The 24,966-nt window shown below is 33.2% G+C and carries 28 protein-coding genes; 7 read left to right on the top strand and 21 right to left on the bottom strand.

Annotated features, from left to right (window positions below; genetic code table 11):
• Nucleotides 1-61 precede the first annotated feature (61 nt).
• A complete protein-coding gene (locus ACKI42_RS07025) occupies nt 62-1,084 on the bottom strand; it encodes a GDP-mannose 4,6-dehydratase (RefSeq protein ID WP_407403858.1) in 1,023 nt (340 codons plus the stop codon).
• A 75-nt stretch (nt 1,085-1,159) separates the two neighbouring features.
• On the bottom strand, nt 1,160-1,969 hold the full coding sequence (locus tag ACKI42_RS07020) for a T9SS type A sorting domain-containing protein (protein ID WP_407403856.1): 810 nt from the start codon (nt 1,967-1,969) through the stop codon (nt 1,160-1,162).
• 117 nt (nt 1,970-2,086) lie between these two features.
• Here ACKI42_RS07020 and ACKI42_RS07015 point away from each other — a divergent pair, with 117 nt between their 5' ends.
• The gene (locus tag ACKI42_RS07015) at nt 2,087-2,881 is read left to right on the top strand and encodes a DUF2797 domain-containing protein (RefSeq protein ID WP_407403854.1); all 795 of its coding nucleotides are present in this window, start codon (nt 2,087-2,089) and stop codon (nt 2,879-2,881) included.
• Between the two features lie 75 nt (nt 2,882-2,956).
• Here ACKI42_RS07015 and ACKI42_RS07010 read toward each other — a convergent pair whose 3' ends face one another.
• Nucleotides 2,957-3,301 (bottom strand): hypothetical protein, encoded by a 345-nt coding sequence (locus ACKI42_RS07010; protein WP_407403852.1) that lies wholly within the window; start codon nt 3,299-3,301, stop codon nt 2,957-2,959.
• A gap of 177 nt (nt 3,302-3,478) precedes the next feature.
• On the opposite strand from ACKI42_RS07010, the gene ACKI42_RS07005 reads away from it, so the two are divergent.
• On the top strand, nt 3,479-3,670 hold the full coding sequence (locus ACKI42_RS07005) for a hypothetical protein (RefSeq protein ID WP_407403850.1): 192 nt from the start codon (nt 3,479-3,481) through the stop codon (nt 3,668-3,670).
• Between the two features lie 106 nt (nt 3,671-3,776).
• On the opposite strand, the gene ACKI42_RS07000 is transcribed toward ACKI42_RS07005, so the two are convergent.
• Nucleotides 3,777-4,544: a rhomboid family intramembrane serine protease gene (locus tag ACKI42_RS07000; protein ID WP_407403848.1), complete on the bottom strand. Its 768-nt coding sequence runs from the start codon at nt 4,542-4,544 to the stop codon at nt 3,777-3,779.
• 265 nt (nt 4,545-4,809) lie between these two features.
• On the opposite strand from ACKI42_RS07000, the gene ACKI42_RS06995 reads away from it, so the two are divergent.
• On the top strand, nt 4,810-5,733 hold the full coding sequence (locus ACKI42_RS06995) for a DUF3078 domain-containing protein (RefSeq protein ID WP_407403846.1): 924 nt from the start codon (nt 4,810-4,812) through the stop codon (nt 5,731-5,733).
• A 346-nt stretch (nt 5,734-6,079) separates the two neighbouring features.
• Here ACKI42_RS06995 and ACKI42_RS06990 read toward each other — a convergent pair whose 3' ends face one another.
• From ACKI42_RS06990 to ACKI42_RS06940, 11 genes are all read right to left on the bottom strand, one after another.
• On the bottom strand, nt 6,080-7,030 hold the full coding sequence (locus ACKI42_RS06990; RefSeq protein WP_407403844.1) for a DUF2931 family protein: 951 nt from the start codon (nt 7,028-7,030) through the stop codon (nt 6,080-6,082).
• Nucleotides 7,031-7,101: 71 nt separating this feature from the next.
• The gene (locus ACKI42_RS06985) at nt 7,102-9,693 is read right to left on the bottom strand and encodes a T6SS phospholipase effector Tle1-like catalytic domain-containing protein (RefSeq protein WP_407403842.1); all 2,592 of its coding nucleotides are present in this window, start codon (nt 9,691-9,693) and stop codon (nt 7,102-7,104) included.
• A gap of 2 nt (nt 9,694-9,695) precedes the next feature.
• The gene (locus tag ACKI42_RS06980; RefSeq protein WP_407403840.1) at nt 9,696-10,166 is read right to left on the bottom strand and encodes a DUF4280 domain-containing protein; all 471 of its coding nucleotides are present in this window, start codon (nt 10,164-10,166) and stop codon (nt 9,696-9,698) included.
• Between the two features lie 33 nt (nt 10,167-10,199).
• Nucleotides 10,200-11,159 carry a hypothetical protein gene (locus ACKI42_RS06975; protein ID WP_407403838.1) on the bottom strand — a complete coding sequence of 320 codons (960 nt, stop codon included), beginning with the start codon at nt 11,157-11,159 and terminating at the stop codon, nt 10,200-10,202.
• 135 nt (nt 11,160-11,294) lie between these two features.
• On the bottom strand, nt 11,295-11,750 hold the full coding sequence (locus tag ACKI42_RS06970; RefSeq protein ID WP_407403836.1) for a hypothetical protein: 456 nt from the start codon (nt 11,748-11,750) through the stop codon (nt 11,295-11,297).
• A complete protein-coding gene (locus tag ACKI42_RS06965; RefSeq protein WP_407403834.1) occupies nt 11,747-12,301 on the bottom strand; it encodes a hypothetical protein in 555 nt (184 codons plus the stop codon). Before ACKI42_RS06965 ends, ACKI42_RS06970 begins: the two co-directional genes overlap by 4 nt.
• 85 nt (nt 12,302-12,386) lie before the next feature.
• Nucleotides 12,387-13,694, bottom strand: coding sequence for a Fe-S cluster assembly protein SufD (sufD, locus tag ACKI42_RS06960; protein ID WP_407403832.1), 1,308 nt, complete (start codon nt 13,692-13,694; stop codon nt 12,387-12,389).
• Nucleotides 13,695-13,782: 88 nt separating this feature from the next.
• Nucleotides 13,783-14,526 (bottom strand): Fe-S cluster assembly ATPase SufC, encoded by a 744-nt coding sequence (sufC, locus tag ACKI42_RS06955; RefSeq protein WP_407403830.1) that lies wholly within the window; start codon nt 14,524-14,526, stop codon nt 13,783-13,785.
• A gap of 24 nt (nt 14,527-14,550) precedes the next feature.
• Entirely contained in the window at nt 14,551-14,967 is a 417-nt protein-coding gene (uraH, locus tag ACKI42_RS06950) for a hydroxyisourate hydrolase (protein WP_407403828.1), read from the bottom strand.
• A gap of 15 nt (nt 14,968-14,982) precedes the next feature.
• Nucleotides 14,983-16,431, bottom strand: coding sequence for a Fe-S cluster assembly protein SufB (gene sufB, locus ACKI42_RS06945; RefSeq protein WP_407403826.1), 1,449 nt, complete (start codon nt 16,429-16,431; stop codon nt 14,983-14,985).
• 66 nt (nt 16,432-16,497) lie between these two features.
• A complete protein-coding gene (locus tag ACKI42_RS06940) occupies nt 16,498-16,827 on the bottom strand; it encodes a HesB/IscA family protein (protein ID WP_407403824.1) in 330 nt (109 codons plus the stop codon).
• 144 nt (nt 16,828-16,971) lie between these two features.
• Here ACKI42_RS06940 and ACKI42_RS06935 point away from each other — a divergent pair, with 144 nt between their 5' ends.
• The gene (locus tag ACKI42_RS06935) at nt 16,972-17,844 is read left to right on the top strand and encodes a GLPGLI family protein (RefSeq protein WP_407403822.1); all 873 of its coding nucleotides are present in this window, start codon (nt 16,972-16,974) and stop codon (nt 17,842-17,844) included.
• A 57-nt stretch (nt 17,845-17,901) separates the two neighbouring features.
• Here ACKI42_RS06935 and ACKI42_RS06930 read toward each other — a convergent pair whose 3' ends face one another.
• Nucleotides 17,902-18,762 (bottom strand): neutral zinc metallopeptidase, encoded by an 861-nt coding sequence (locus ACKI42_RS06930; protein ID WP_407403820.1) that lies wholly within the window; start codon nt 18,760-18,762, stop codon nt 17,902-17,904.
• A gap of 85 nt (nt 18,763-18,847) precedes the next feature.
• Here ACKI42_RS06930 and ACKI42_RS06925 point away from each other — a divergent pair, with 85 nt between their 5' ends.
• Genes ACKI42_RS06925 through ACKI42_RS06915 form a run of 3 tightly spaced genes read left to right on the top strand, consistent with a single transcriptional unit; the run spans nt 18,848 to nt 20,641 of the window.
• A complete protein-coding gene (locus ACKI42_RS06925) occupies nt 18,848-19,174 on the top strand; it encodes a hypothetical protein (protein WP_407403818.1) in 327 nt (108 codons plus the stop codon).
• 1 nt (nt 19,175) lies between these two features.
• Nucleotides 19,176-19,508, top strand: coding sequence for a hypothetical protein (locus ACKI42_RS06920; RefSeq protein WP_407403816.1), 333 nt, complete (start codon nt 19,176-19,178; stop codon nt 19,506-19,508).
• A 2-nt stretch (nt 19,509-19,510) separates the two neighbouring features.
• Entirely contained in the window at nt 19,511-20,641 is a 1,131-nt protein-coding gene (locus ACKI42_RS06915; RefSeq protein WP_407403814.1) for a glutathionylspermidine synthase family protein, read from the top strand.
• Nucleotides 20,642-20,704: 63 nt separating this feature from the next.
• On the opposite strand, the gene ribH is transcribed toward ACKI42_RS06915, so the two are convergent.
• The 5 genes from ribH to ACKI42_RS06890 form a co-directional block, all read right to left on the bottom strand.
• On the bottom strand, nt 20,705-21,223 hold the full coding sequence (gene ribH, locus ACKI42_RS06910) for a 6,7-dimethyl-8-ribityllumazine synthase (RefSeq protein ID WP_407403813.1): 519 nt from the start codon (nt 21,221-21,223) through the stop codon (nt 20,705-20,707).
• Nucleotides 21,224-21,225: 2 nt separating this feature from the next.
• The gene (locus ACKI42_RS06905) at nt 21,226-21,933 is read right to left on the bottom strand and encodes a tetratricopeptide repeat protein (protein ID WP_407403811.1); all 708 of its coding nucleotides are present in this window, start codon (nt 21,931-21,933) and stop codon (nt 21,226-21,228) included.
• Between the two features lie 137 nt (nt 21,934-22,070).
• A complete protein-coding gene (locus ACKI42_RS06900; RefSeq protein ID WP_407403809.1) occupies nt 22,071-22,607 on the bottom strand; it encodes an adenine phosphoribosyltransferase in 537 nt (178 codons plus the stop codon).
• Between the two features lie 2 nt (nt 22,608-22,609).
• Nucleotides 22,610-23,797: a hypothetical protein gene (locus ACKI42_RS06895; protein WP_407403807.1), complete on the bottom strand. Its 1,188-nt coding sequence runs from the start codon at nt 23,795-23,797 to the stop codon at nt 22,610-22,612.
• Nucleotides 23,798-23,850: 53 nt separating this feature from the next.
• A complete protein-coding gene (locus ACKI42_RS06890) occupies nt 23,851-24,777 on the bottom strand; it encodes a hypothetical protein (protein WP_407403805.1) in 927 nt (308 codons plus the stop codon).
• Between the last annotated feature and the right edge of the window lie 189 nt (nt 24,778-24,966).

The following is a 24,966-nucleotide window of genomic DNA, read 5'->3' as shown; positions in this document are numbered from 1 at the left end:
TTAAATTTTTTCTATGCCCAAATTATAGTATTTATATAGTAATAATCGAGATAGATTTCTATCATTTTCTCAAAAACCATTCCACAAATTTTTTTATGCCATTTTGGAAGTTTGTAGATGGTTGATAGCCTAATAATTGTCTTGCTTTTGTAATGTCAGCATTGGTGTTTAGGACATCACCAGATTGCATTGGCAGAAGTTTTCTATTGGCAGAAGTTTTCAAGCAAGTTTCTATAGTAGAAACCATTTTGTCTAGCGTAATAACCTCACTTTCTCCTAAATTGATGATTTCATAAACGCCATTTTTATTTTCCAAGTAGTCTATAGACTTTATAATTCCCTCTATGATATCGTCTATGTAGGTATAGTCGCGTGCGGTACTCCCGTCACCATAAAATGGAATTTCCTTGTTTTCTGAGATAAGCTTTGTGAACTTATGTATAGCAAGATCAGGTCTTTGCCTAGGGCCATATACGGTAAAAAATCTCAGTTGTATCATATCTATATTGTAAAGACTATGATATACGTGTCCCAATATCTCACCACATCTTTTGGTAGCAGCGTATGGGGAAATAGGCTGATCTACTATATCGCTTTCGGAAAAAGGTGTTTTCTCATTGTTTCCATAAATGCTTGATGAAGAAGCACAAATAAATTTTTTTACCCCAAATTCATTACACAATTCCCAAAGGTTCATAGTGCCTCTTACATTCACCTCTTCATATTCTAAAGGTTTTTCAATAGAAGGACGAACGCCCGCAAGTGCAGCGAGGTGTATTACTAGATCTATCTGGTGATTTCTGAAGAGTTCGGATAGCGATTTTTTATCTCTAATATCTTGATAGTAAAGCCTATATTGGTTGCTTTCAGTAGCCTTTTGCAACTTTTTTATATCTAATTCTTTAGTTGTAAAAGAGAAATCTGGTAAATTTTGTGTAGAATGTAAAGTATTTATTATTTTGATTGAATAATCGTAAAAATTATCAAAATTATCAATGTTAATGACAGAATGTCCATTTTTTAATAATGTTTCGATCAGGTGAGAACCAATAAATCCGCTTCCTCCGGTTACTAAATAAGTCATTTTTTCAATTTGTCTTGCGAATATAAGGGATTTAATAAAAAGAAGAACCTCCGAGGAGATTCTTTACCACAAATTTTATTGAATAATAAATTTATGAATTTCTACTTGATCATTTTCATTTATTTCTAAGTGATAAACTCCTTTAGGAAGTGATGATACGTTAATGGTATTATTCATTTTTTTATTCATTACCATTTTACCTACAGAATCATATATTTTTATTTCACGTTCTGTGGTTTTATCGGACTTTATATGGAGCATACCGTCTGTCACCATAGTAGGAAAAACCTGCATTGTTCTCTTTTTACTATTTTCTAGAGTAGAAAGTGCTGTGGTGTATCCTACTAATTTTACATCGTCAATCCTAAAACCAACATTAGAATTCACAGGATTATTAAATTTTATTCTAAGATTAGGAGTGGAGGGGATGTTGCCCGTGGGAGTAATTAGGAGCCAAGTTGATGTACTGGCACCAGTGGGTCTGGTGTAGCTAAGAGGTGTCCAAGTTGTTCCATCATTGCTTACTTCTACCGTAAGTTCGTTGCTAGAGGCATTGGTTCCTTTTTGGTGACCAAAAGACAAAGTAATATTATTATAATTGCTGGTATTAATACCCTCTATGGTTAAAGATTTTTCGGGTGTGGCAGTAGTGGCACCAATAAAAACGCATCCATTCGCACTAGAGCCGGTATATCCCGAAGAAGGAGTAGAGGTTCTAAGATCTGCAGTGCCAGAATAAACAATGGGAGAGGTGTTTTGGTATCCCGTATATGTTGTTATAGGTGTGGTGGCAGTAGGGTTTCCGAAGTTTTCGGAATAAATGTTAGATTGGGCAAAAATAGATATATTTGCCATCAAAAGTAAAATTTTGTAGTAATTTTTCATAATAATTAAAATTTGGTATGATAAAATTACTTATAATATCAATAAATCTGTAATAATTTTTATTAATATTAATAAATTAAAAATGATATCTTTATTCACTAATCGTATTATAATAACATGCAGTTTCAAGGGCAAATCATAAAAATGTCGAGTTTCGACGCACAACCGATTCAATATTATTTGAATCTTTCTGGTGATCTTATCCACATGAATGAGCTTATCGGTAAGCAAATTTCTATAAAACATACAGGCTTCATGTGTGTGAGCTGTGGTATGGATAAACCTATATTTAGAATGGGATTCTGCAAAAGCTGCTTTTTTGAAAGTCCCTATGCCAGTGATACCATTATAAAACCAGAATTGTCTACAGCTCATTTGGGTATAGCAGAAAGAGATCTTGAAGTGGAAAAGGGCATACAATTGCAACCTCATACCGTATATCTATCATATACAGGAGATGTAAAAGTAGGGGTAACTAGAAATTCTCAGATCCCAACCCGATGGATAGACCAAGGTGCTACCTTTGCTTTACCTATTGCGAGAACAGAAAATAGATATGAAGCAGGAATGATAGAAGTGGCACTAAAAGAACATTTAGCCGACAAAACCAATTGGAGAAAAATGTTGCAAGATGAGTATGAAGGAGAAATAGATTTGGCAGATTTTCAGCAAAAGGTAAAGGAATATTTTCCTGAAGAGTTCAAACAATTTTATTCTGAGGATGAAACTTTATGGAAATTTGATTACCCATATACTAAACCCGAAAAAATTATCTCTTTCACATTAGATAAAAGACCAGAATTTGAAGGAAAATTGGTTGGGATAAAAGGGCAATATCTGAGTTTTGAAGGGGGATCATTTATGAATGTAAGAAGTCATGAAGGATACATTATCTCCTTAGGAATAGCATAAACTTTCCATTTAATCATAAAAAAAAATCATCTCTCAATTTTAAAAATAATTAAATTTAAGAGATGATTTTCTCTTTTAAAACTCGTCTGATTCTGTAATAGGAATTTCTCTGACAAAATTATCAAAATTTTCTCCTGGGTAATTGCTTTCCGCACCATAAGAATCTATCATCATCCCGATATTACCTTGTTTGTCTGTTATAATATATAAAACTGCGTTATCATCTGGATTGCTATCGCCCTCGAAGCGATAACTTTTAATTATAGATAAATCTTGAGGTTGATAAGAATTGCCAGATCCTTCATATTTCATCTCTCCCTGCTCATTCATTCTGTATTCCTTGGTAATTCCTCTTTTTGCCATGGTTTGCATCACTTGGCTTAGCGTAGACATATTATCTTTTTCGTTGTAGTTTTCCATAGTATTATTTTATTGTTGATGTTGAGTTATAGGTAACTACAATTTTCAAACCATTAGCAATGGCAAATACCTAAAATATAGGGTAGAAAAATAATTTATCATGTTAACAAAATTTATAATATAGTTCTTTAAAAAGGTACACTATTTGCTTTTGTTAAAATAATAATAAGACAAAATATGAAAAAAGAGGTGAGAATTTTACTGGCAAGCGGAGTTGGTCTTTTGGCGGTATTAAGTTTATTAAGTGTAAAAAAAGTATTAAGCAAGAAGCATAAAAAATACAATGACTATTATTCTGATTATCATAGAAATCTACAAGGAGATCATGATGATGATGATCATGGAATAGAATTTTATGCCTACAAATAGAAAGTAATAAATAGAGATATAGTTTTTTTAAATTTGAATTCCAATTTTGGAGTTCATTTTTTTTTGCTTAAAATATAAAAACCAGATGCTAGATCTGGTTTTTATTTTATTTCCTCCTTATTTCTTCCAAATAATCCCAAGGGTCATCATTCTTTTTATAAGGCAGTTCTAGGAAATCGTCTGGATGATTTTCTTTATATTCTTGCCAAAGCTTATCATCTTTTTCGCTGTAGTAGTTTGGAAATTCCCAGATATACTTTTTTTTTTGATGTCCGATATTCCTAAAAATATAGGCGAGAAGTATACCTACAATTGCACCAGAAAGATGAGCTTGCCAAGATATTTTACTTGGTTCTTGCAAATTGTAGAAAAGTTCTTCAGGGAAGATTCCCCAAATCAAGCTTCCATAATACAAAACCACCAAAAGTGAAATAGTAAGTAATTTCACATTCCATTTAAACACACCACTAAAAAATAAGAAGAATGCCAAAACGTAAACTACGCCGCTAGCACCAATGGTACATGTATAAGCATATTCACCCGTTTGTATATCAATAGGAGGGAGCATCCACAATAATAATCCTGTTGCTAACCATCCTAAGATAAAGATTTTGTTTGCTACCAATGGATAAAATTGGTATAATAAAAAAAGTAAAACAGCTATAGGAATAGAATTACTTACGATATGGTCTAAATTACCATGTAATATAGGTGAAGTAAAAATACCAATAAGTCCTTCTGGTAACAATGGAATTATAGCACCGAAACAACTAGAGAAAAAGCCAAGATATTGTAGAAAAAAACCTATCCACATGGCTGCTAGCATGAGAAAAGGAATTAAGATTGCGTTTTTGTGAATTACGTTTTTAAACATGATAGAAAACTGTCAAATCAAAAGCCAAGAATAAATTTCGGAAAAATTGTCGATAATTTTTATTTTATGTTAAAAATTCAGCCAAAAAGTTTTATTTTTTTTTAATAATTAAATTATAAATTTATCTATTTAACAAAATTAAATTTTTTGTAATTCAATAGAAGTTCGCTTAATCCCTTGTTATTGTTAATAATACGACCAAATTTCCATAACTATTCTTTCAATGAAAATATATTTTTATTTTTGCACTTAAAACAATGTATATATGAAAAAGCTTTTATTACTTTTTGCTGTTTCTATAGGGGTTATATCCTTTGCGCAAGAAACTAATAAGGATATTCCAGCAGTAGACAGTACCAAAGCGTGGTCTATTGAAGGGCAGAATACCTTAATGCTAAACCAGGCAGCCTTTTCCAATTGGGTTGGCGGTGGAGCTAATAATGTAGGTTGGCTTGCTGGGGTAAATTATAATTTGACCTACGAAAAAAATAAAGATCTTTGGGAAAACATCATTATTCTTGGGTATGGACAAAATAATACGCAAGGGATAGGAACAAGAAAGACACAAGATGTTATCAACCTATCTACAAACTATGGAAGAGAAGTAGCCAAAAATTGGTATGTATCTGCGGGAGCTAGTTTGCAAACGCAATTTGCTGCAGGATATGAGGACGGTAATAATCCTGAGGCTCTAAAAATCTCTAAATTTATGGCTCCGGGATATCTAAATGTAGGTGCTGGCATGACTTATAGACCCAATGATAATCTTACGGTTACACTAAGGCCCGCAAACGCAAGATGGACTTTTGTATTGGATAAAGATCTACAGACGGCAGGAACTTATGGACTGAAAAATAATGGGGATTCTTCTCTATTCCAATTTGGATTTTTAGGAACAGCAATCTACAAAGTAAAATTGATGGAAAATATTAACCTGACAAATACAGCTTCAGTGTTTTCAAATTATCTCGATCATCCGGATCATTTGGTTTTGGCTTATGGAGCAGTTTTGAACATGAAAATCAACAAGTACATTTCCTCTAATATCACGCTAGATTTATTATATGATCACAATCAAATCCAAAAAACTCAGCTTAAACAAACATTGGGTGTAGGTTTGGGATATAATTTTGAGAATGGTAAAAAAAGATCCGAACGCAAAGACAACCAAAGTTGGCAAAATAAATAAGATAAAAACTCACCACATCGGTGAGTTTTTTTTTGAAAAAGGATTTGTAGATATTAAAATTATCTACTGAATACCACTAAATATCAATTATTTGATTAAATTTTTATTTCTCTCTTTTTAATCTTCTTCTCTTTTTTATAAGCATATAGATGGAGGTAGGAAATACGATAATAAAAGTAACTAAATGTAATAAAATACTAAACTTATTATTTGCATAAATAGTATTAATGAAATCATATTTTGTGTTTTTATATCGAAATAGGCTTTTAAAGTAAATATGAAATTTTAAACTCTTTTCTAAGTCTTTATAGTTTTACTTTTTTAATTCTATGGTTTTGTCTTCAACTTAACGTCTCGTTACTTTGGTTAATTCGATGGTTTTGTCTTTACATTTAACATATGCTTTGTAACTTTTGTACATAAAATCTGGTTTGATGACAAAATCGATTGGCTCGTTAGGATATTCTTTTTTGAGTGTTTCAAAGGCATTTAGGAGTTCAGTATCATCAAATTTTAACTCTACATTATATTTTGTAAAGAAGAATATGACATCATACGGTACACTATCTTCTTTATATTTTTCTACATCTTCTTTGGCTTTTAGGTATTCGCTTTCTCCGTTATAGTTAATGCGAAATACTTGTTTTATGTAGTCCTCTTCATGATATGATTGTAAAACAAAACGGTACTTATATTTTTCGCGGTACTTGTCCCACAAGCCATACGGTACACCTTCTTTGTCAATTTTGGCTTTTGTTTCTTCTGGAATCATAATTTTATATAATTCATCAAAAAAACCTTTTTGTGTACGTGCATGTGGATTATCATAAAAATCATTTACATCTACAAATACTTCTTTTGCTTGGTAACGGCCTATTTCTGTACGATGATGATTTCCAGATAACCAAACTACTACCACGCCACCAGGAGCAGCACCAATGTTGAGGACATTGTATGTAGAGTACTCCCAATAATAACCACCATCTTTTCTTTTTTCTACTTCAAATCCTTGTCTAAAGAGTTGTAACATTTTTTCTTTGGGTAAATTAACGTCTGCCTGATAGAATTTTTTATCAACATAGGAAACATAGGTTACATTGAGGTGTGTAGGGATTTCGTTTCCTCCTTGTCCTGCTTTTGTGCCATCATATTGCCATCCACCTTCTACAGATCCTGCTTTTGGTACACCTGCTACCATTTCTTTTTTATCATTGGTAAGATAGCCATAATGTACTTCCGCTGGATATACTTCTGGTGCAGAGAATGTAACAGCGTAGTTAAATTGTTCTTGTTCCATTTTTTTTGTTGTTTGGCTGCATGCTTGTAGTGTCAGTACACAGCATAACAAATAGATTAGTGTAATTTTCATTAGAGTATATTTCTTTTTCTAATTCCTTTTTCAATATTTGGAAAATTGGCAATATTGTATGTGGCGTTCCAATGCAAATAATGGTTTCGTAAAAAACGGATTACTTCGTTTTCTTTATCTATCTTAGCATTTAGTTGCAGTTGACCTTCTTGTTGTCTTTTTTGCCAATCCACACCTGCTTTTGTGTCTTCTGGAGCATGAACGATAGCTGGTTCTTTGTAAGTTTCGTATTTTTTGAATAACAATGGTTGTCCTCCATCAAAGGTTTGTTTTCGTAAAATAGCTTTAATGCCATTAAGAAAATTAATGTTTCCTTCAATACCATTGACCAATGTATTTTCTCTGAAATTTTTAAATTCTAATAATTTTTCTTCACTAATAGTCGTTAGGCCTCTTTTTTTATAAATTTCGTTCATTAGATGTAATGGGATATAACTGTATTGGTTACTTAGATGTTCACGCTTGGCTTCAAGACGGAAGGTATTGTGAGCGATTAATCTAACAGCTAAAGGGTCAAATTTTATGAAAATTTGTTTTTCCTTAAACCAACCTTGGTGTATTAGCTTTTCTCGATAGGGTTCTAGCATCTGTTTAATAGGAGCAGATTCAATACGAGTTGGGTTTTCTCCCCAGCCTTCTACATAAGCACCTCCTACATCGCAGTGCACACCTGGGTACATAATTTCTATACCTCCTTTTTGTCCACTTTCTGGTGATGTTTTGTTAACTGAAGAAATATCAACTAAACTAAAGTTAGCACGATGTTCATCTCCTGCAATCATATGTACAACATAGTTTGCTTTGTTCACATTGTCTAATCCTAAATCCTTAATGTCATTCCACTGGAACAATCCATGGTGAGGTACAGTATCGTAGATTCCTACAAAACGAACATCAACTTTGGTACGGTCGTCTAATAAACCCAAATCATTTAATTTTTGTCCCAATACACCAAACCGAGGCATTAATTGATTAAAGTATTTAGTAGAATCTACATTATTTCCTTGTAAATCTTTTACATAATCGTTATCCCCTTGGAACCACGATTGATTTGGCTTGTAAGCAGCATGTTTTACAATATGCACAAAATGACGAGCTGCTGCTGCTCCACGACTAAATCCAAATACATCAAAAGTGATAGTTCCTAATTTTTTATCTTTTGTAAGATTGTCATCAATATACCTTACGACATCAGTAATCGAGTCACGAACACGATTTTTAATTCCTGCAGTACCCATCCCAAAAGCAGGACCCTGCATCATATCATCTTTCTTATAGTCTTCAGTTTTAAGGTCATCTCCTTGTTTTTGTGGAGCAGAATTGGATCCAATTCCTTCTGTATAAACTCTAAATATTTTTTCTGATGGTTTTTCAGTATAGTTTTTAAATAAAATAGCAGGATTAGATAAATCATTTTCAAAGCTAGTGTCTCCTTTTTCAGGATCATTGTATACTTTTTTACTACTCATGTCTTTGTAAATAATTTTTGCACCTTTTTCATCTACTACCATTCCTGAGGCGTTTGGTACAGCTTCCCCACTTGCTTTTTGTCGAAGCTCTGTGTTGTACATATTGTTTAATGTTCCGTCTAAGAAAATACCAAATGTAAAGTTGACTAATTCTTTCGTTTCATTTTGGTTTTCTAAGGAAGAATCATCTACCAAAACAGGTTGGTTGGTTACTTCTTCTGGTTCGTCATACAATTTACCATCTTCTTTTATAATAAGAAAGGGAGATTCTACTAAGATTTTTAATTCTTCTTTATTGTGAAAAACTTTGGCATAAATTTCTATGTCATTATTGCCTAGTATGTTTTTTACAATATATTCCCAAGCGCTTTCTATTTTTACTTTAACGACCACTTTTTGCACAAATTGTACAGATTTGTTCGTACTAGGATCAATTAAATTTCCTCCAATGCCAGATTCAGATGATTCAAATGCTAGTAGTTCTCCCTTTTTTACTTTTCGTTGAAAATCCCATTGATCTGAAATATTAAGATGACGATCTCCAAAAACTTTTTCTTTGTCAAAAAGTTGAATTTGGATGTTTTGATTATACAGATCTTTGGTGTAGACATGTAGCAAAACTTCCGAACCATATTTTACAGTTGCTTTGTCAAGCGGATTGTTATTAAAATCTGTCCATTCTGTTCGTAGAAAATTTGGCTTTCCTTTAGCTGTCACAAAAATCCCTGTATTTCCTGTTGGTTGTTGATCTGGAAGAAAAGCTTCTAGATAAATGATACCACCCCCGACAAGCAGTTGTGGAAAATTAAATGTTTTTTCACCATCTTCATTTATACCTAAAAATTTTTCGTTTGCTATAAGTAAACTTGGATCAGAATTTTTTGTAGTTGGAACAAGTGACCAAACCCATTTAACGGTTTTGTATTTTTCGAAAAGCAGGTCTCTTTTTTCTTCTAATTTCTGAGGAGCAAAAGTATCTTCGAAGTATTTTTTGCTTAATGCTTTTAATTCGTTTTGATATTCTTTTATTGAAACTTTAAAATTTCCTTCTGTTGGTAATGTAAAAATACCATTGGTTAAGCTTCCTACTGAAGAAATAATGTCTATATGTAAACCACTCATAATTAATCATTATTAATTTTAAAGATTATATTTTCCTCCTCACCCAAACTCACAAACGGGAACAGCTCCGTCAAAACTTCTTTGTCAGCGTTTTCTATGTTTTGTTTGGAGAGTTCTGCTGTCTGACCATGGTTGATAATGGTAATACAATCTGTAGAGCCTATTGGGCACGTTGCTTTACTATCTTCTAGCAATGCTTTTCCTTGGTTGTCTTCTAAAGTTATTTTTTCATAATAACCGCTCCATTGGGTGACAAATACTTGGCAAGGATCATTCTTCATCTTGGCACAAGAACCAAAAGTATTTTTCTCGAAGGTTTTACCGATATCCATATGGGTTGCCATTAGCTTTTCGCTGCCATCTTTATCGTTTATGTAGCGTTTGCTTTGTGTCTTTACCTTTAGTTTGTCTGGGGTTGTTCCAAAGTTGCATCGGCAAGTAGCACCTTGGCAGACCAAATGTTTTTCACTCATTTATATTTTTGTGTTTTTAAATTTTTAAGAATTTCAGATTTCATACATTTCAAACTCTATTTTTACTTCTTTTTCATGATCAAAAGTAGTAGCCCAACCAGTGATAGAAAATATTTCATGTGTGTCTTTATGCAATTTGTACAAAAATTCTATTCTCCCTTTTCTATTATTTTGATTTAAAAAATGATCTTCCTCCTTACCAAATACTTCTAGTGCAATTTTATTACCTCGTGTATACTCTTTTTGAAGCTTTAACGTAGTTTCGTATAGCGTAGTTTGAGATAGAGATGCAAAATAAATTGAGCATGAATTCTGCTTTCCTTTATCTACATATTGTTGATAAATAGGAGAGAAGTAGAGTTGATAAAATAAAACATGAGATAAGAATTTAGATTTTGAACTTAAATTTTCAAACGCATTTTTCAGTTTTTCAAGAATTTCTTCAGCTACATTTCCTACGTAGTAGCTATTTAATTCTGGGAGATATTCTTTTTTCCAGCGGTTTTGGATTTCTTCGATATTTATAATTTTATCGAGAGTGCCTTTTTTACCTAAAGAAATTTGAAGTGGATACAATGCCTTTTCTGCTTTTTCAAAAAGCTGTTCAGTTACTCTTTGTACTTCTTGATGATTGATGTAAGTTTTATCTTTCGTTATTTCTACTGTTGTATTTTGTCTTTTCACCGATAAAGTATAGTGTATCTGTAAATCCTTTGGGGGATATTTTATTATGACACCATATTTTCTATTACTTATTTTGGTAGGAAGTATTAGTTCAGGTTGGGGTAATAGCTGTATAGTTCTTTTTTCGTAGACTTCCTTTGGAAGATAAATCACATCTACCAATTGTGGCAAATGTAAAGGCAGATACTCTGTAATAGAGCACAAAGAATTGTGAAATTGATGCAATTCTTTTACATCAATATTATATTCATTAGCAATTTGAGTTAAATTTGATTTTCTATCAATTTTAACTTTCTTATATTCAATCATTGTGTGTTTAATAATTTACTTATTTTAATTTTAAGTTAAATTATTAAATCAAATATAAGAATTTTGTGTATATAATCCACGTGAAGGTGTGGTCGATTTATCGTTTGGTGATAAATCATTTAATAAGGATTGTATTTAGTATTGTTTGTTTTTATATCTTAGATTAGCCCTAATTTTTGCTCTTCTAAAAGGTTTTATCACTCTTTTTGTAGCATTAAGAGATCTTAGGTAAATACTTATTACTAAAGAAATGCATGCTGCTGTTCCCAAGGCGCCGCCAAAACCATCGAAATTTTTGCTGATATTGTGATAAAGTAGTGTGAAAATTATGGGTGCGATAAAAAAATTAAAATGACGATAATGCCTTCTCGACGTTACCATACCAATGAAAGTAGAACCAATAGCAATAAACGGAATATCTTTATCTAAATTGAAATGAAGATAATACTCGTTAAGCTGAAAAATCCCACCAATAAGTAATGCGATACAGCTAGAAGCCTTTACAGCGCCAAATTTCAAATATCTATTGAAATAATAGGTAAGCCAAGTAATTGAGATGGAAAACGCGATATGTGCAAGTAAAACTATCATGCGAAGAGTTTGAAAATAAGATACGAATACAAAACTCCCATAAAAGCTAAAGTTCCCAGTTTACCACCAATACCATGAAAATAATGTTGCGTAAAAGTATAAAACAAGCTGCTAAGAATGGTTGCTGTAAAGAGATAGCTATATCCCAATTCTAGTTTGGTCATCCCAACAAAAGCGCCACAATAGATGGCAACTGGTAATGATTTGGAAGTAGGAATTGTTTTGATTTTCGAACTAAAACTTCCTACAAAACCTACAATGCCAGCCGAAAGTACAGTATTGAAATGCAAATTGTGTTGTAAAAAATAAGTAGAAAAACTGCCCATCAGAAAACATAGAAAAACCCAATAATCAATTTTAGAAGTATCTGAAATATGCAAACGGTGTTTTTGCTTGTAAGATAAAACCATGATTAAAACAAAAAATAGGAAGACGGCGAGTAACCAAGGATCTACTATTTTTTCTTTTACAATTGCCAAAACAAAATACAATTGTGCAATTACGAACAATAGTAATAGAAATCTGGTAATATAGGTTTTCACGTTGGGCATCTTTTGCAAAATTAGGCATTACAAATTGCTTTAAAACAAAAAAAGCACTTCAATTGAAGTGCTTTTATCGGGAAATTTCATCAAATTAAAACTCGATACTTACTTCTAATTTTTCTGTAAGAAGTTTAGATATTTTTTCTTTTAACGGAATAATATCAATATTCTGCATTGCATCATTAGCAAAAGCAAAAAGCAATAATGCTTGCGCTTCTTTCTTAGAAATTCCTCTCGCTCTAAGGTAGAATAGGGCATCTTCATTCAGCTGACCTACTGTACAACCGTGAGAACATTTCACATCATCTGCAAAAATTTCAAGCTGAGGTTTGGTATCTATCGTTGCTCCTTCGCTTAGTAAAACGTTGTTGTTTTGCTGATAAGCGTTGGTTTTTTGAGCCAATTTATCTACGAATACTTTACCATTGAAAACACCATGAGATTGGTCTTTGTAGATCCCTTTGTAGTTTTGGTAACTCTCGCAATGTGGGAAGTTATGGTGAACTGCAGTGTGGTGATCTACCAATTGGTCTTTACCAATGATAGTAATACCATTCATGAAAGAATTAATATTAGAACCATTATGGATGAAATCTAAGTTATTTCTAACGATTTTTCCTCCAAAAGTAAAGGTATTTACAGTAGTTAAACTGTCTTTTTCTTGTCTAGCAAATGTGTGATCTACCATGTATGATGTATCACTATCATTCTGTACTTTGTGCCAATCTGCCTTTCCGTTAGGATAAGTAAAAATTTCAGTCACCGAGTTGGTAAGCACAAAAGACTCATCAAAATTATGATGGCTCTCTATGATTTCTACTTTTGCACCTTCTTCTACTATTAATAGATTTCTGGTGTTGTAGAACGTATTTTCTTCTTGGTTTTGAGAAATATAGAAAACATGAATAGGCTTTTCTATAATCACGTTTTTCGGAACTTTCATAAAGAAACCATATTTGCAATACGCTTCATTCAGATTGGTAAAAGCCAAATCTTTAGCAGCAATGGTATTGAAATATTGATCAAAAATATCTTTATGGTTTTCGTCGTTCAACGCATAGTTGAAAGATAATAGTTCTGTATTTTCTATAGAAATTTTAGAAAGCTCTTTGTGCAATTTTCCGTTGATGAAGACAATCCAATCAAAATTTTCTTCACCCAAATGCAAAGTGTCCAGTTGCTCTCTGGTAATATTATGACTTTCTTTTGGAAAAAAATTATAGTCTTTTTCAGTGATTTCCTTGATGTTGGTATACTTATACTCTTCATCTTTTTTGGTAGGAAAACCTAGAGTTTCAAACTTGGATAAAGCTTGAGTTCTGTTTTCATCTAAAAAACGATGGCTAAGAGTAGCAAGAAACTCACTATGGTTATTTGAAATTTGTTCTTTTAAACTCATTTTCTGAACGTTTGTTTGCCCTTAAAACTTCGGATGAAGATTGCCAGACAAAGATTTCGTTATTTATTTAAAATTTGTATTCTTTAGATTAATTCAAAAGCCAATCGTAGCCTTTTTCTTCTAATTCTAAAGCTAAAGATTTGTCACCCGTTTTGATGATTTTACCATCTGCCAAAACGTGTACAAAATCTGGCTGAATATAATTTAGCAATCTTTGGTAATGCGTTATCAAAAGAACAGCATTTCCTTCATTTTTAAATTTGTTTACTCCTTCAGATACAATTCTTAGAGCATCAATGTCTAGTCCAGAATCTGTTTCATCCAAGATCGCCAATTTAGGATTTAGCATCATCATTTGGAAGATTTCGTTTCTTTTTTTCTCACCACCAGAAAAACCTTCGTTTAGAGATCTAGAAAGGAAGTCTTTTTTAATTTCCAAAAGATCGGATTTTTCACGGATCAAAGCAAGCATTTCTTTTGCAGGCATTTCAGATAAGCCATTTGCTTTTCTGTTCTCATTAAGAGCCGCTTTGATGAAATTAGTTACAGATACACCCGGAATTTCTACTGGATACTGGAAAGATAAGAAAATACCTTTGTGAGCTCTCTCTTCTGGAGCATCTTCTACGATATCTTGTCCTTCAAAAAGGATTTGTCCTTCTGTTACCTCATAGTCTTCTTTTCCTGCAATTACAGAAGATAGAGTAGACTTACCAGCACCGTTTGGTCCCATGATAGCGTGTACTTCACCTGGTTTTATCTCAAGATTAATTCCTTTTAATATTTGTGCGCCATCTTCAATTCTGGCGTGTAAGTTTTTTATTTGTAACATTTTAATTTTCTTTATGTCTTGTTCTTAGCTTCCTCTATAAGTAGAATATCCAAATGGGGATAAAGTGATGGGTACATGATAATGCTTTTCGTCCTTTATTTGAAATACCACTTCAATGAATGGGTAAAAACTTTCTGTTTTCTTATTTTTAAAATACTCTTCCGTCAAAAAGATGAGTTTATATTTTCCGAAATTATTTTTTAAATCTTTAGAATAAGGCAAGAAATTGGCAATTCTTCCGTTATTATCTGTTTGCATTTTGCTTACAAAAATCCATTGTTTTGTAGTCTCATCCAATTTTTCTAGCTGTACCGTTACCTGTGCTACAGGTTGCCCAATGGTAATATCTAGAATGTGGCTCGAAAGCTGAAATTCGTTCTTTACCTGAGCTGAAAAACTAAAAAAGAATAGAGCAAAAAATAAGGGGAATAGTTTTTTCATTTTTAAAATTTTATATTATCCTACAGAACCTTCTAACGAAATTTCTAATAGTTTTTGAGCTTCGATGGCAAATTCCATTGGAAGTTTATTCAATACTTCTTTAGAGAATCCGTTTACAATAAGTGCAATTGCTCTCTCTGTATCTATACCTCTCTGGTTACAATAGAATATTTGGTCTTCTCCAATTTTTGAAGTAGTAGCCTCGTGTTCTAGCTGAGCCGTTGGATCTTTTATTTCTATATAAGGGAAAGTATGTGCGCCACAGTCGTTACCCATTAGCAAAGAATCACACTGAGAAAAGTTTCTCGCTCCTTTTGCAGATGGCATTACTTTTACCAAACCTCTGTATGAGTTTTGAGATTTACCAGCAGAAATTCCTTTAGAAATAATAGTCGATTTTGTATTCTTTCCGATGTGAATCATCTTTGTACCCGTATCAGCATATTGATGATTGTTGGTAACCGCGATAGAATAAAACTCACCGATAGAACCATCACCTTTTAGGATACAAGAAGGATACTTCCATGTTACCGCAGATCCTGTTTCTACTTGTGTCCAAGAGATTTTAGCTTTGGTTTCGCAAAGTCCTCTTTTGGTAACAAAGTTGAAAACTCCACCTTTACCTTCTTCATTTCCTGGATACCAGTTTTGTACCGTAGAATATTTTATCTCTGCATTGTCCATTGCAATAAGCTCTACAACGGCAGCGTGCAACTGGTTTTCGTCTCTAGATGGTGCAGTACATCCTTCTAGGTAAGATACATAACTTCCTTCGTCGGCAATAAGCAAAGTTCTTTCGAACTGTCCTGTTCCTGCTTGGTTGATACGGAAGTAAGTAGACAATTCCATAGGGCATCTTACACCTTTGGGAATATAGCAGAAAGAACCATCAGAAAATACTGCAGAGTTTAGTGCTGCATAGTAGTTATCTCCTCTAGGTACCACTTTCCCAATGTATTTTTTTACTAAATCTGGATGATTTTTTATTGCATCGGAAATAGAACAGAAAATAATTCCCTTTTCAGATAAAGTTTCTTTAAAAGTTGTCGCTACAGAAACCGAGTCTATCACTACATCCATTGCAACACCCGATAATCTTTTTTGCTCGTCCAAAGATATTCCTAATTTTTTGAAGGTAGCAATCAATTCTGGATCCACCTCATCTAAGCTTGCTAATTCTGCTTTTTTCTTTGGAGCAGCATAATATTTAATTGCCTGAAAATCTGGCTTTTCATATTTAATATTGGCCCAAGAGGGTTCCTCCATTTTTAGCCAAATTTTGTAAGATTCCAACCTCCAATTCGTCATCCATTCGGGTTCCTCTTTTTTAGCAGAGATCGCACGGATAATGTCTTCGTTCAAACCAACAGGGAAGTCTTCATAATCTATGTTTGACTCCCATCCGAATTCGTACTTTTTATTTTCTAAATCGACGCGTAAATCGTCTTCAGTATATTTGCTCATTGTTTTTTTTTGATTTTAGGCATTAATTATCAGATCAATCATCTGATATCAATATCTATTTTTTCTCTACAAAGAGAAACTCTCGCCGCAACCACACGTTCTAGCAGCATTAGGATTATTAAAAACAAATCCCTTCCCATTCAATCCTCCAGAGTATTCTAGGATAGTACCTGCTAAATAAAGAATGGCTTTCTTCTCCACAACAATTTTGATATTGTTGTCTTCAAAAACTTGGTCTGTTTCGGTTTTTTTATTGTCAAACCCCAAAACATACTCTAGTCCAGAACATCCACCACTTTTTACTCCGACTCTTATATAATCTTCGGCTGGGTTAAAACCTTCTTCTGTCATCAGCTGAACGGCTTTTAACTTTGCTTGATCTGAAACTTTTATCATTGTATTTATTTAGAATCATTTAATGATACAAAAATACGAACAAAAATCAGGATATAAAAATTAGGTATTTTATTTTGACTATAATTGTTATTGGATTTTTTAACTTATCCTAAAAATAATAATCAAAATTAAAAATTTACAATAATGAAAAAATTAGGAATACTGGCTTTAGCACTTATGATACAAAATGGTTTTGCACAGACTTATCGTTTTGTGTATCAGGTTAGCATGAAATCTGATGCTCAAAATAAAAATGATATAAAAACCGAAAATGCTTATCTTGATATATCTTCGGATAAATCGTTTTTTTACTCTGAAAATAGAATAAAGAGAGATTCTATCATGAAAAACGCATTTCAAAGTGGTGGTGGAAGAGGAATGAATAGAGATCAAATGGAAAGTTTGAGATCCAACATCAGTTATTCGGTAGAGAAAGATAAAAAAGACCAAAAAATTATATTTAAAGATCGTTTGGGAAGAGATAACTATTCTTATGAAGAAGATCGCTCAATGAGTTGGAAAATACTTACCGAAACCACAAAAATTGGAGAATATAAAGTGCAAAAAGCTGAAACCGATTTCGCAGGTAGAAAATGGACGGCTTGGTTTACTACAGATCTTCCTTACCAAGATGGACCTTACAAATTCACAGGTTTACCTGGTTTGATTGTAAAAGTGGAGGATGCAACGGGAGATTATTCTTTTGATCTGATGAAAAACTACAAGTTGGATGCTTTACCAGAACTGAACCAATTTGGATCTACCTTGAAAGTGAAAAGAGTAAATTACACCAAGCAATTGGATAAATTTGTAGCTGATCCTGTAGCATTTACAATGGCACAACAAAGCACTGGTAATGGTCCTAGCGGAATTGCTCCTCCAATGAGAGTAGGAGGCGCGGGTGGTCCTGGAGGTGGAAGAGGTGGAAACCAAAACCCTGCAGACCTGAAAAAAAGAATGGAAGAAAGGTTGAAAGAAGAAATGAAACAATACAGCAATCCAATAGAATTGAAATAAACAAAAATCCCTAAAGACGAGTTCCTTAGGGATTTTTTAGTTGTATATTTTTTAAAATTACCTTAATAATTGGCTGAATGTATCACCTTGTTTGATGTCACCAGAGTTGTAACCTTTCATAAACCATTCTTTACGTTGAGCCGATGAACCGTGAGTAAAGCTTTCTTGGTTTACATATCCTTGAGATCTCTTTTGGATATTATCATCACCTACAGCTTCAGCAGCTTCTACGGCAGACTCTAGATCGCCAGGTTCTAATATTTTCTCTCTCTCGTTGGTATATCTTGCCCAAAGTCCTGCATAGAAATCTGCTTGCAACTCTGTAGCTACAGAAACTTGGTTGAGTTGTGCTTCAGAATATCTACCACTTCTCCTTAGTTGCTCGGTTTTATTCAATGTTCCCAATAAATTTTGAACGTGATGCCCCATCTCGTGTCCCAAAACATAAGCAATGGTAAATTCGGTTACTTTTGCACCAAACTGAGATTGCAGTTCTTGGAAGAAACTCATGTCCATATATACGGTTTGATCTGCAGGACAATAGAAAGGTCCCATTGCAGATTGAGCCGTACCACATCCAGACTGCGTAGAACTTTCGAATAAAACTACTTTTGCAGGCCTGTATTGCATATTATTATCCGAGAATATTTTGTTCCAAGTTTGTTCATTTTCTGCAGTTACCATTTTCACAAATTCACCAATTTGTCTTTCATTTTGGTTGAGTTCTCTTTGTTCTGTAGGAGCAGAAGAGCTACCACCACCAGAAGATAGTATAGCAGAAGGGTCTCCGCCAAGGAAGAAAACTATGGCTGCAATGATGATGGTACCTAGTCCACCACCTACTACCATACCGCCACCGCCTCCTCCGGATCCTCTTCGGTCGTCTACATTACCACTTCGGTCGTCTGTCCATTTCATAGTATATAATTTATAAGGTAAAGTTAAAAATTTTAAATTAATATTAAAGCTAAATGATTAATTTTGAGATAAAATAAAAATAAAAGTGACGAAGATAAAATTGTATTTCATTGTATTATTATCAGCAACACTAGGCTCATGTGGCAGCTCAGAATCCAAGGAAGATCTTGTAGAAAATGTAAATAAGAATGCTGCAATAGAAACAGAGTTATCTGTGCAGCATATAGATACAGCTGACGTTTTAGTAACGAAACATAAAATCTGGAAAAATAATAAACTTTTTAAGGAGATTATCAAAAGAGATACGATACCAAGTTTGGGAGATAGCTTGCAAACAGTAAATGATAAGGAGGGAAACTCTCATGAAGTAAAAGCCAAAAAGGATTATGAATTTTATATTACCGTACAATAAAATGAAAAAATCTACTTCTATAAAATTACTTTTTGTGACGGGGATTCTTACAGCTTGTTCCCAAAATACGCCGAAAGAAAATGCAAATCCAAATGAGAAGAAAGTCTATATGAGATCAGATACCACTGCGTCTTACACTAGTTCTCACGGGTTACTTACCGGCTTGTTATTGTATCACGCTTTTCGTCCTTACGGCTCTTATAACAATGGTTACCAAAAAGCAGGTTATTATAGCGATGCCATAAGTTCTAAATCTAATGTGGGCAGAAATACTTACAAAGGAAATGTGATAAGAGGTGGTTTAGGAAAAAGTGGCGATAGATCATCTTCTTAATTATGAAAAAAGTACATACTATAGCACGCAAAAATTGGGAATCTAAACTCGAAAAATTGGGATTTGGATATCACTCTTTAGAAGGTTTATATTGGGATGAACGCTTTTATTACGAATTTAAATCTTCCGAAATAGATCTTATTGAAAAAGCGAGTACAGAACTATGGCAAATGTGCCTACAAGCAGTAGATTATGTAATTGAAAAAAATCTTTGGCATCATTTTCATATTCCAGAATATTTTAGGCAACATATAATTACCAGTTGGGAAGAAGATCATCCTTCTATCTACGGACGTTTTGATTTCGGTTTTGATGGAGAAAATCTGAAGCTTTTAGAATTTAATGCTGATACGCCAACATCTTTGTATGAAGCATCAGTAATACAATGGTATTGGTTGCAAGAAAAATTTCCAGAGAAAGACCAATATAATTCTATCCATGAAAAAATGGTTGATTATTGGAAATATCTTACCACATACATCAATCCAAGGTATATTTATTTTTCTTCCTTAACGAATATTGAAGATGTAACCAATATAGAATACATCAGAGATTGTGCTACCCAAGCAGGATTCGAGACCGAGTTTCTACCCATACAAGACATTGGTTGGGCAGGAGATGCAGCCGAATTTATAGCAGCAGATAATAGCATCATCGACTATCTATTTAAACTTTATCCTTATGAATGGATTTTGAATGATGGCTTTGGTGAAAAATTAGTTAAAAACGGATTTAGATCTCAATGGATAGAGCCTTCTTGGAAGATGTTCCTTTCCTCAAAAGCAATTTTGCCCATACTTTGGGAAATGTTTCCCGATCATCCTTATTTATTAGAATCTTATTTCGAACCTAAAAATTTAGTTGAATATGCTAAAAAGCCAATTTACTCTAGAGAAGGTGCCAATATCAGTTTAATAAAAGATAAAAAAACCATCGCAGAAAATGGTGGAGATTATGGCAAAGAAGGATATATTTATCAGAAACTATTCTCACTACCGAATTTTGATGGCAGTTATCCCATCATCGGAAGCTGGATTATTGGGCAAGAACCAGCAGGAATAGGAATAAGAGAAAGTAATCATCTGATTACGAATAACGAGAGTAGATTTGTACCGCATCTCATCAATGACTAAAATTTACGATAAACAAAAAACGCTTCAATTAAGAAGCGTTTTTTTATATTTAAAATTAAAGAATTACGAATTCCCGAATCCAATATTCTCTTTTTTAGTTGATAATTTTCTTTTGAAATCTATCATTTGTAAAGCTGTAACTGCAGCTTCTACACCTTTGTTACCTAGATCACCACCGCTTCTAGCGATAGAATGCTCTTTTTTGTCGTCTGTAAGCACACAGAAGATCGTAGGTGTATCTGTAAGTATATTACAATCTTTGATACCTTGTGCTACAGCAGAACATACAAACTCGAAGTGAGGCGTTTCTCCACGGATTACACATCCGATAGATATTATGGCATCAAACTTTCTTTCTTTGCACAGTTGCATACTTGCATAACTAAGTTCGAAAGCGCCAGGAACAGAAAATAAAGTGATATTTTCGTTCTTTACACCTTCTTTTACCAAGATTTCTATTGCAGCATCACGAAGGTTATACGTTACAAAATCATTCCACTCGGCAAAAACAATGCCGATAGAAAAATCTTCGGCATTAGTTATATGAAGTGGCTTGTAATCTGAAAGATTAACTGTTGCCATATTTAGTAGTATTTAGTCATTTCAATATAAGAATCAGACATTCCATTGTCGTAGTCTTGATATTTTTCGTCTATTGTAGCGAAGTATTTTTTAGCTTCAACTTCTTTTTTCATTCCTAAAGCAAGGATTCCTGCTTTTCTAGTGAAATAGTAAGACGTGTAAGGATCATCAGATGCGGTAGCCGCTTTATCTAATAATGCTAATGCTTCATCGTTTTTATTAAGACCAGAATTAGCATCAGCCATTGCTCCAAACTTCATTGCTACCAATGTTTTGTTGTCTGAAGAGAATTGATCTAAAAGATCTAATGCTTCTTGAAATTTACCTTCTTTAAACTTCAAGATACCTGCATTGTAAGCAGAGAGTTTACCCACTTTTGTAGAAGAATACTCTTTGAAAGTACCAAGGTAACCAGGGTTAGCCGCTGATGTACCCCCAAGAGCTTCTTTTTCTTTACCTTCGGTAAGGTTTTTTTGTGCAGCCAAATAAGTTTTTACAGCTTCTTCATTTTTAGGTGCTACCACAAACTGTTGGTATCCGAAAAAGCCTAACACTCCTAAAACTACAACTCCAAAAGCAATACCTAATGGTTTTGAATATTTTTCAAGGAATCTTTCTGTATTTAAAGCCTCTCTATCTAGGTCTTTAAAGAATTCCACTGTTTCTTTACCTTCAAGCTCATTCTGAGCATTTTTTCCCAATTTTGCCATAAATTCTTTAAAAATTGAATTGCAAATTTAATTGTTTCTAAGTGATTTACAAAATACTTTGCGTTTATTATTATATGTTTTGTAAATTCTAAATTAGGTTGTTACTATTTAGCCTAAAAATTACAAATAAGTTGAACTTAATAAGTTAGCGTATGATAAATTTCTGCCCCGAATTTTTTAAGTTTTTCGTCTCCATTTAGACCTTTTAAGCCAATAAGAAAACTAAACTGAACTACTTCACCACCTTGCTTCTGAATAAGGTTAGCTGCAGCTTCTGTAGTTCCTCCTGTTGCCAAAAGATCATCGTGTACCAAGATTCTTTGTCCAGGTTTTATTTGTCCTTCTCTGGTTTCTATCTCGGCACTTCCGTATTCTAGATCATACTTTTCTGAAATAATTGGAGGTGGAAGTTTACCTTTTTTTCTAATTAAGATAAAAGGAACATCCAAGGCCATAGCGATAGCAATACCAAAAAGATAACCTCGGCTTTCTATACCGCACACTGCATTTACTTTTCCTTTGCTAAATTGCACCAAATCGGCAATTACCTCTTTGTACAACTGAGGATCTAGAAATATGGGCGATATGTCTTTGAATTGGATACCCGGAATAGGGAAATCTGCAATATTTTCTATTGTAGCTTCTAATTTTTTTATTAAATCTTGAGATGCCATTATTATGGGTTTATCTTGTAACTAGAAATCTTCCATTCTCCATTTACATTTTTCAATCCGAAAGTTGCCTTTAGAGACGTTGTCTTACCATTTTTATCGGTAACATCATAGGTTGCGCTCACACTAGAAGAGGTAGGTGTAGACGAGTTGGTGGTTACATTTTTTACACTTACATTTTTCACTGAACCAAATCCAGACGTAGGGTTAGAGAAGGACTCATAACTTCCCCAGCTTGGGTTGCTAGAAGAATCGAATGCGGCTTTTAGATTTTGAGAACTTACGTTACTCAAAAATTTATTTACCGTTACCTTAGGATCTGCTGGTGCTTTGGTTGACGTTGAAGTAGGGGTTGTTTCTGTAGGAGTTGTTGTAGTAGGTGGAGTTGATAAACTTGGGTCTACTATAGCATTTGGATCTTGTACTACTTGTGTAGAATCCATTTTTGGTGCTTCCGGTACTCTTAATGCAGAAGGATTAACATCAATTCCAATTTTAGACATTTTGAAGGTCTTTGCAGTAGTTTTTACAGATACAGTGATATCAATCTTGTTATCTACAATTTTAGATGCCAAAAGAGAAGAATATCTTAGATGGAAACCTTTGAAATTATTATCCAACATCAAGTTTTTTGAGGTAGATAACTTCACACCATTACTGAAAACTTCTAACGTAGTTTCTAGCGCACCACCTGTAAATACAATTGGTTTACCAGCATTATCCACCAATCTAGGTACAATTTGCAATGCGCTTGGACCACTTCCATCATCTCCCGATGGATTTACCATGATGCTAAGAGAACTTGCCTTCACATCGTTCGGGTCACTTTCTTTTGCAATCTCGTTACCAAAGATATTCATTTCACCTAATGATGGTGGAGCAGTACTTGCCCATTCTATACTATTCTTTTGTGCAACTTCATCTGCCATCGCAAGAATTTCTGGTACTTTTTTACCATTAATCAGCTTGCCTAATGATTTTAGCTCATTCACATCACCATCAGCTTCTACACCAAAAGTTTTTAATATATAAAGTGCTTCGTTAAATTTTATTTGCTTTATCGTATTCAGGCTAGAGGCCATATCATTAATACTAGATTGCAAAGTCTGTGTGCTAGTAGCATCCACCTGATCTTTCTTGCAACTTGTGAAAGTAAGGAAGCCTAAAAGCAGTAAAAAAGTAAACTTTTTCATATTTCTTCTTTGTTTTATGCAAATTTACTAAATCCTTTATTAATAAGAATTTTTTATTTTTTGTTTTCTTTCTCCTGCAGATCACCTTTAAAGAAGCTACTCAGAATTTTTTGCATATTTGGGAAAGAGTTTTCTTCCCAATATTTGGTTGTGTATTGGCTTTTATTTTTATCTAGTCTTACTTTTTCTACTGCATTATCATCACTAAAATCTATTTCGGTAGGGTAGAAGTTTTTGTAGGTAATAATTTGGTTAAAATCAGCTTCGCTTTTATGTTTCATCTTTAAGAAAACAATTTCATTGTATTCTAAGAAATCTCGAAGTGTTTTTTTAGAATCTTTGTAGTAAGACCTATTTATAATTCCTTTAATATCAAAAAATCGGTATCCAAATAGAGCAAATTCTTTTTCTTGAAGTGCCGATCCTGTAATTTCTATTTCATCTTTATTATTACCTTTTAGTTCTTTTACAATGAGTCTTTTATTAGTTTTATCCTGAGTATGCTCTACGTCTTTCAATTTTGGTAAATCCAAAGTGTTTTTATAATCCCAAGATCCCATTTGTTTGGTATTATTTTCAACATTTTCTAAACTGAAAATTCTATATTGCTCAATGTCATAACTTTTTACTTTCTTCGTTTTATTATCAAAAACATAAGTGACAATTCCATCCATATAACAATTCAGTCTCCCATTAACGGTAACATAAGAATTAAAATTTCCTTTTACTAAAATATACTTTGCTGCTTTTTTATTTTTTATAATCACAGGTTCAATATCTTTCAATCTGTCGTCTAAAGTAATAATTTCTTTGTCGAAATCGGAATAATCGAGTGTTGCCAAAACCAAATTATCGTATACCAATTGAAATTTTTCTTGATTTTGGTTTAAAATATTCTTGTGGATTTTTCCGTTGATGTCGGAGATCGCAACAATATTACCATCATGTGTAAAAACGGTGACTTTAGATAAAGGTTTCATCGTTTTCTTTGAAATAAATGTTACAGTTTGTGCATCGAAAATATTTATTAATAACCTGAGTTCGATTGTAAATTTAGAATAAATAGCTTGTGATAAAAGGCAAAAATTAGTATCTTTAAGTTTCTGACATTTAATGATTTAACTAAGATTTGCCTTATGATTTGTTTTGATAAAATTACGGATATTTAT

It is taken from the genome of Chryseobacterium sp. (assembly GCF_045629545.1).
Classification (GTDB): Bacteria; Bacteroidota; Bacteroidia; order Flavobacteriales; family Weeksellaceae; genus Chryseobacterium.
The sequence above is the reverse complement of the archived record's forward strand: the minus strand, read 5'-3'. Positions and strand labels throughout refer to the sequence as shown.

Excerpts from the sequence above, each read along its gene's own strand:
- ACKI42_RS06970 (WP_407403836.1), bottom strand. The coding sequence starts at position 11,750 with ATGATAGTTTTACTTGCACATATCGCGTTTTCCATCTCAATTACTTGG.
- ACKI42_RS06905 (WP_407403811.1), bottom strand. The coding sequence starts at position 21,933 with ATGGCAAAATTGGGAAAAAATGCTCAGAATGAGCTTGAAGGTAAAGAA.
- ACKI42_RS06920 (WP_407403816.1), top strand. The coding sequence starts at position 19,176 with ATGAAAAAATCTACTTCTATAAAATTACTTTTTGTGACGGGGATTCTT.
- ACKI42_RS06935 (WP_407403822.1), top strand. The coding sequence starts at position 16,972 with ATGAAAAAATTAGGAATACTGGCTTTAGCACTTATGATACAAAATGGT.
- sufB (WP_407403826.1), bottom strand. The coding sequence starts at position 16,431 with ATGAGCAAATATACTGAAGACGATTTACGCGTCGATTTAGAAAATAAA.
- ACKI42_RS07005 (WP_407403850.1), top strand. The coding sequence starts at position 3,479 with ATGAAAAAAGAGGTGAGAATTTTACTGGCAAGCGGAGTTGGTCTTTTG.
- ACKI42_RS06990 (WP_407403844.1), bottom strand. The coding sequence starts at position 7,030 with ATGGAACAAGAACAATTTAACTACGCTGTTACATTCTCTGCACCAGAA.
- ACKI42_RS06965 (WP_407403834.1), bottom strand. The coding sequence starts at position 12,301 with ATGCCCAACGTGAAAACCTATATTACCAGATTTCTATTACTATTGTTC.
- ACKI42_RS07020 (WP_407403856.1), bottom strand. The coding sequence starts at position 1,969 with ATGAAAAATTACTACAAAATTTTACTTTTGATGGCAAATATATCTATT.
- ACKI42_RS07010 (WP_407403852.1), bottom strand. The coding sequence starts at position 3,301 with ATGGAAAACTACAACGAAAAAGATAATATGTCTACGCTAAGCCAAGTG.
- ACKI42_RS06995 (WP_407403846.1), top strand. The coding sequence starts at position 4,810 with ATGAAAAAGCTTTTATTACTTTTTGCTGTTTCTATAGGGGTTATATCC.
- sufC (WP_407403830.1), bottom strand. The coding sequence starts at position 14,526 with ATGTTACAAATAAAAAACTTACACGCCAGAATTGAAGATGGCGCACAA.
- ACKI42_RS06895 (WP_407403807.1), bottom strand. The coding sequence starts at position 23,797 with ATGAAAAAGTTTACTTTTTTACTGCTTTTAGGCTTCCTTACTTTCACA.
- ACKI42_RS06975 (WP_407403838.1), bottom strand. The coding sequence starts at position 11,159 with ATGATTGAATATAAGAAAGTTAAAATTGATAGAAAATCAAATTTAACT.
- ACKI42_RS06890 (WP_407403805.1), bottom strand. The coding sequence starts at position 24,777 with ATGAAACCTTTATCTAAAGTCACCGTTTTTACACATGATGGTAATATT.
- ACKI42_RS06980 (WP_407403840.1), bottom strand. The coding sequence starts at position 10,166 with ATGAGTGAAAAACATTTGGTCTGCCAAGGTGCTACTTGCCGATGCAAC.
- ACKI42_RS07015 (WP_407403854.1), top strand. The coding sequence starts at position 2,087 with ATGCAGTTTCAAGGGCAAATCATAAAAATGTCGAGTTTCGACGCACAA.
- ACKI42_RS06900 (WP_407403809.1), bottom strand. The coding sequence starts at position 22,607 with ATGGCATCTCAAGATTTAATAAAAAAATTAGAAGCTACAATAGAAAAT.
- ACKI42_RS06940 (WP_407403824.1), bottom strand. The coding sequence starts at position 16,827 with ATGATAAAAGTTTCAGATCAAGCAAAGTTAAAAGCCGTTCAGCTGATG.
- ACKI42_RS06915 (WP_407403814.1), top strand. The coding sequence starts at position 19,511 with ATGAAAAAAGTACATACTATAGCACGCAAAAATTGGGAATCTAAACTC.
- sufD (WP_407403832.1), bottom strand. The coding sequence starts at position 13,694 with ATGAGTTTAAAAGAACAAATTTCAAATAACCATAGTGAGTTTCTTGCT.
- ribH (WP_407403813.1), bottom strand. The coding sequence starts at position 21,223 with ATGGCAACAGTTAATCTTTCAGATTACAAGCCACTTCATATAACTAAT.
- ACKI42_RS06930 (WP_407403820.1), bottom strand. The coding sequence starts at position 18,762 with ATGAAATGGACAGACGACCGAAGTGGTAATGTAGACGACCGAAGAGGA.
- ACKI42_RS07025 (WP_407403858.1), bottom strand. The coding sequence starts at position 1,084 with ATGACTTATTTAGTAACCGGAGGAAGCGGATTTATTGGTTCTCACCTG.
- uraH (WP_407403828.1), bottom strand. The coding sequence starts at position 14,967 with ATGAAAAAACTATTCCCCTTATTTTTTGCTCTATTCTTTTTTAGTTTT.
- ACKI42_RS06985 (WP_407403842.1), bottom strand. The coding sequence starts at position 9,693 with ATGAGTGGTTTACATATAGACATTATTTCTTCAGTAGGAAGCTTAACC.
- ACKI42_RS07000 (WP_407403848.1), bottom strand. The coding sequence starts at position 4,544 with ATGTTTAAAAACGTAATTCACAAAAACGCAATCTTAATTCCTTTTCTC.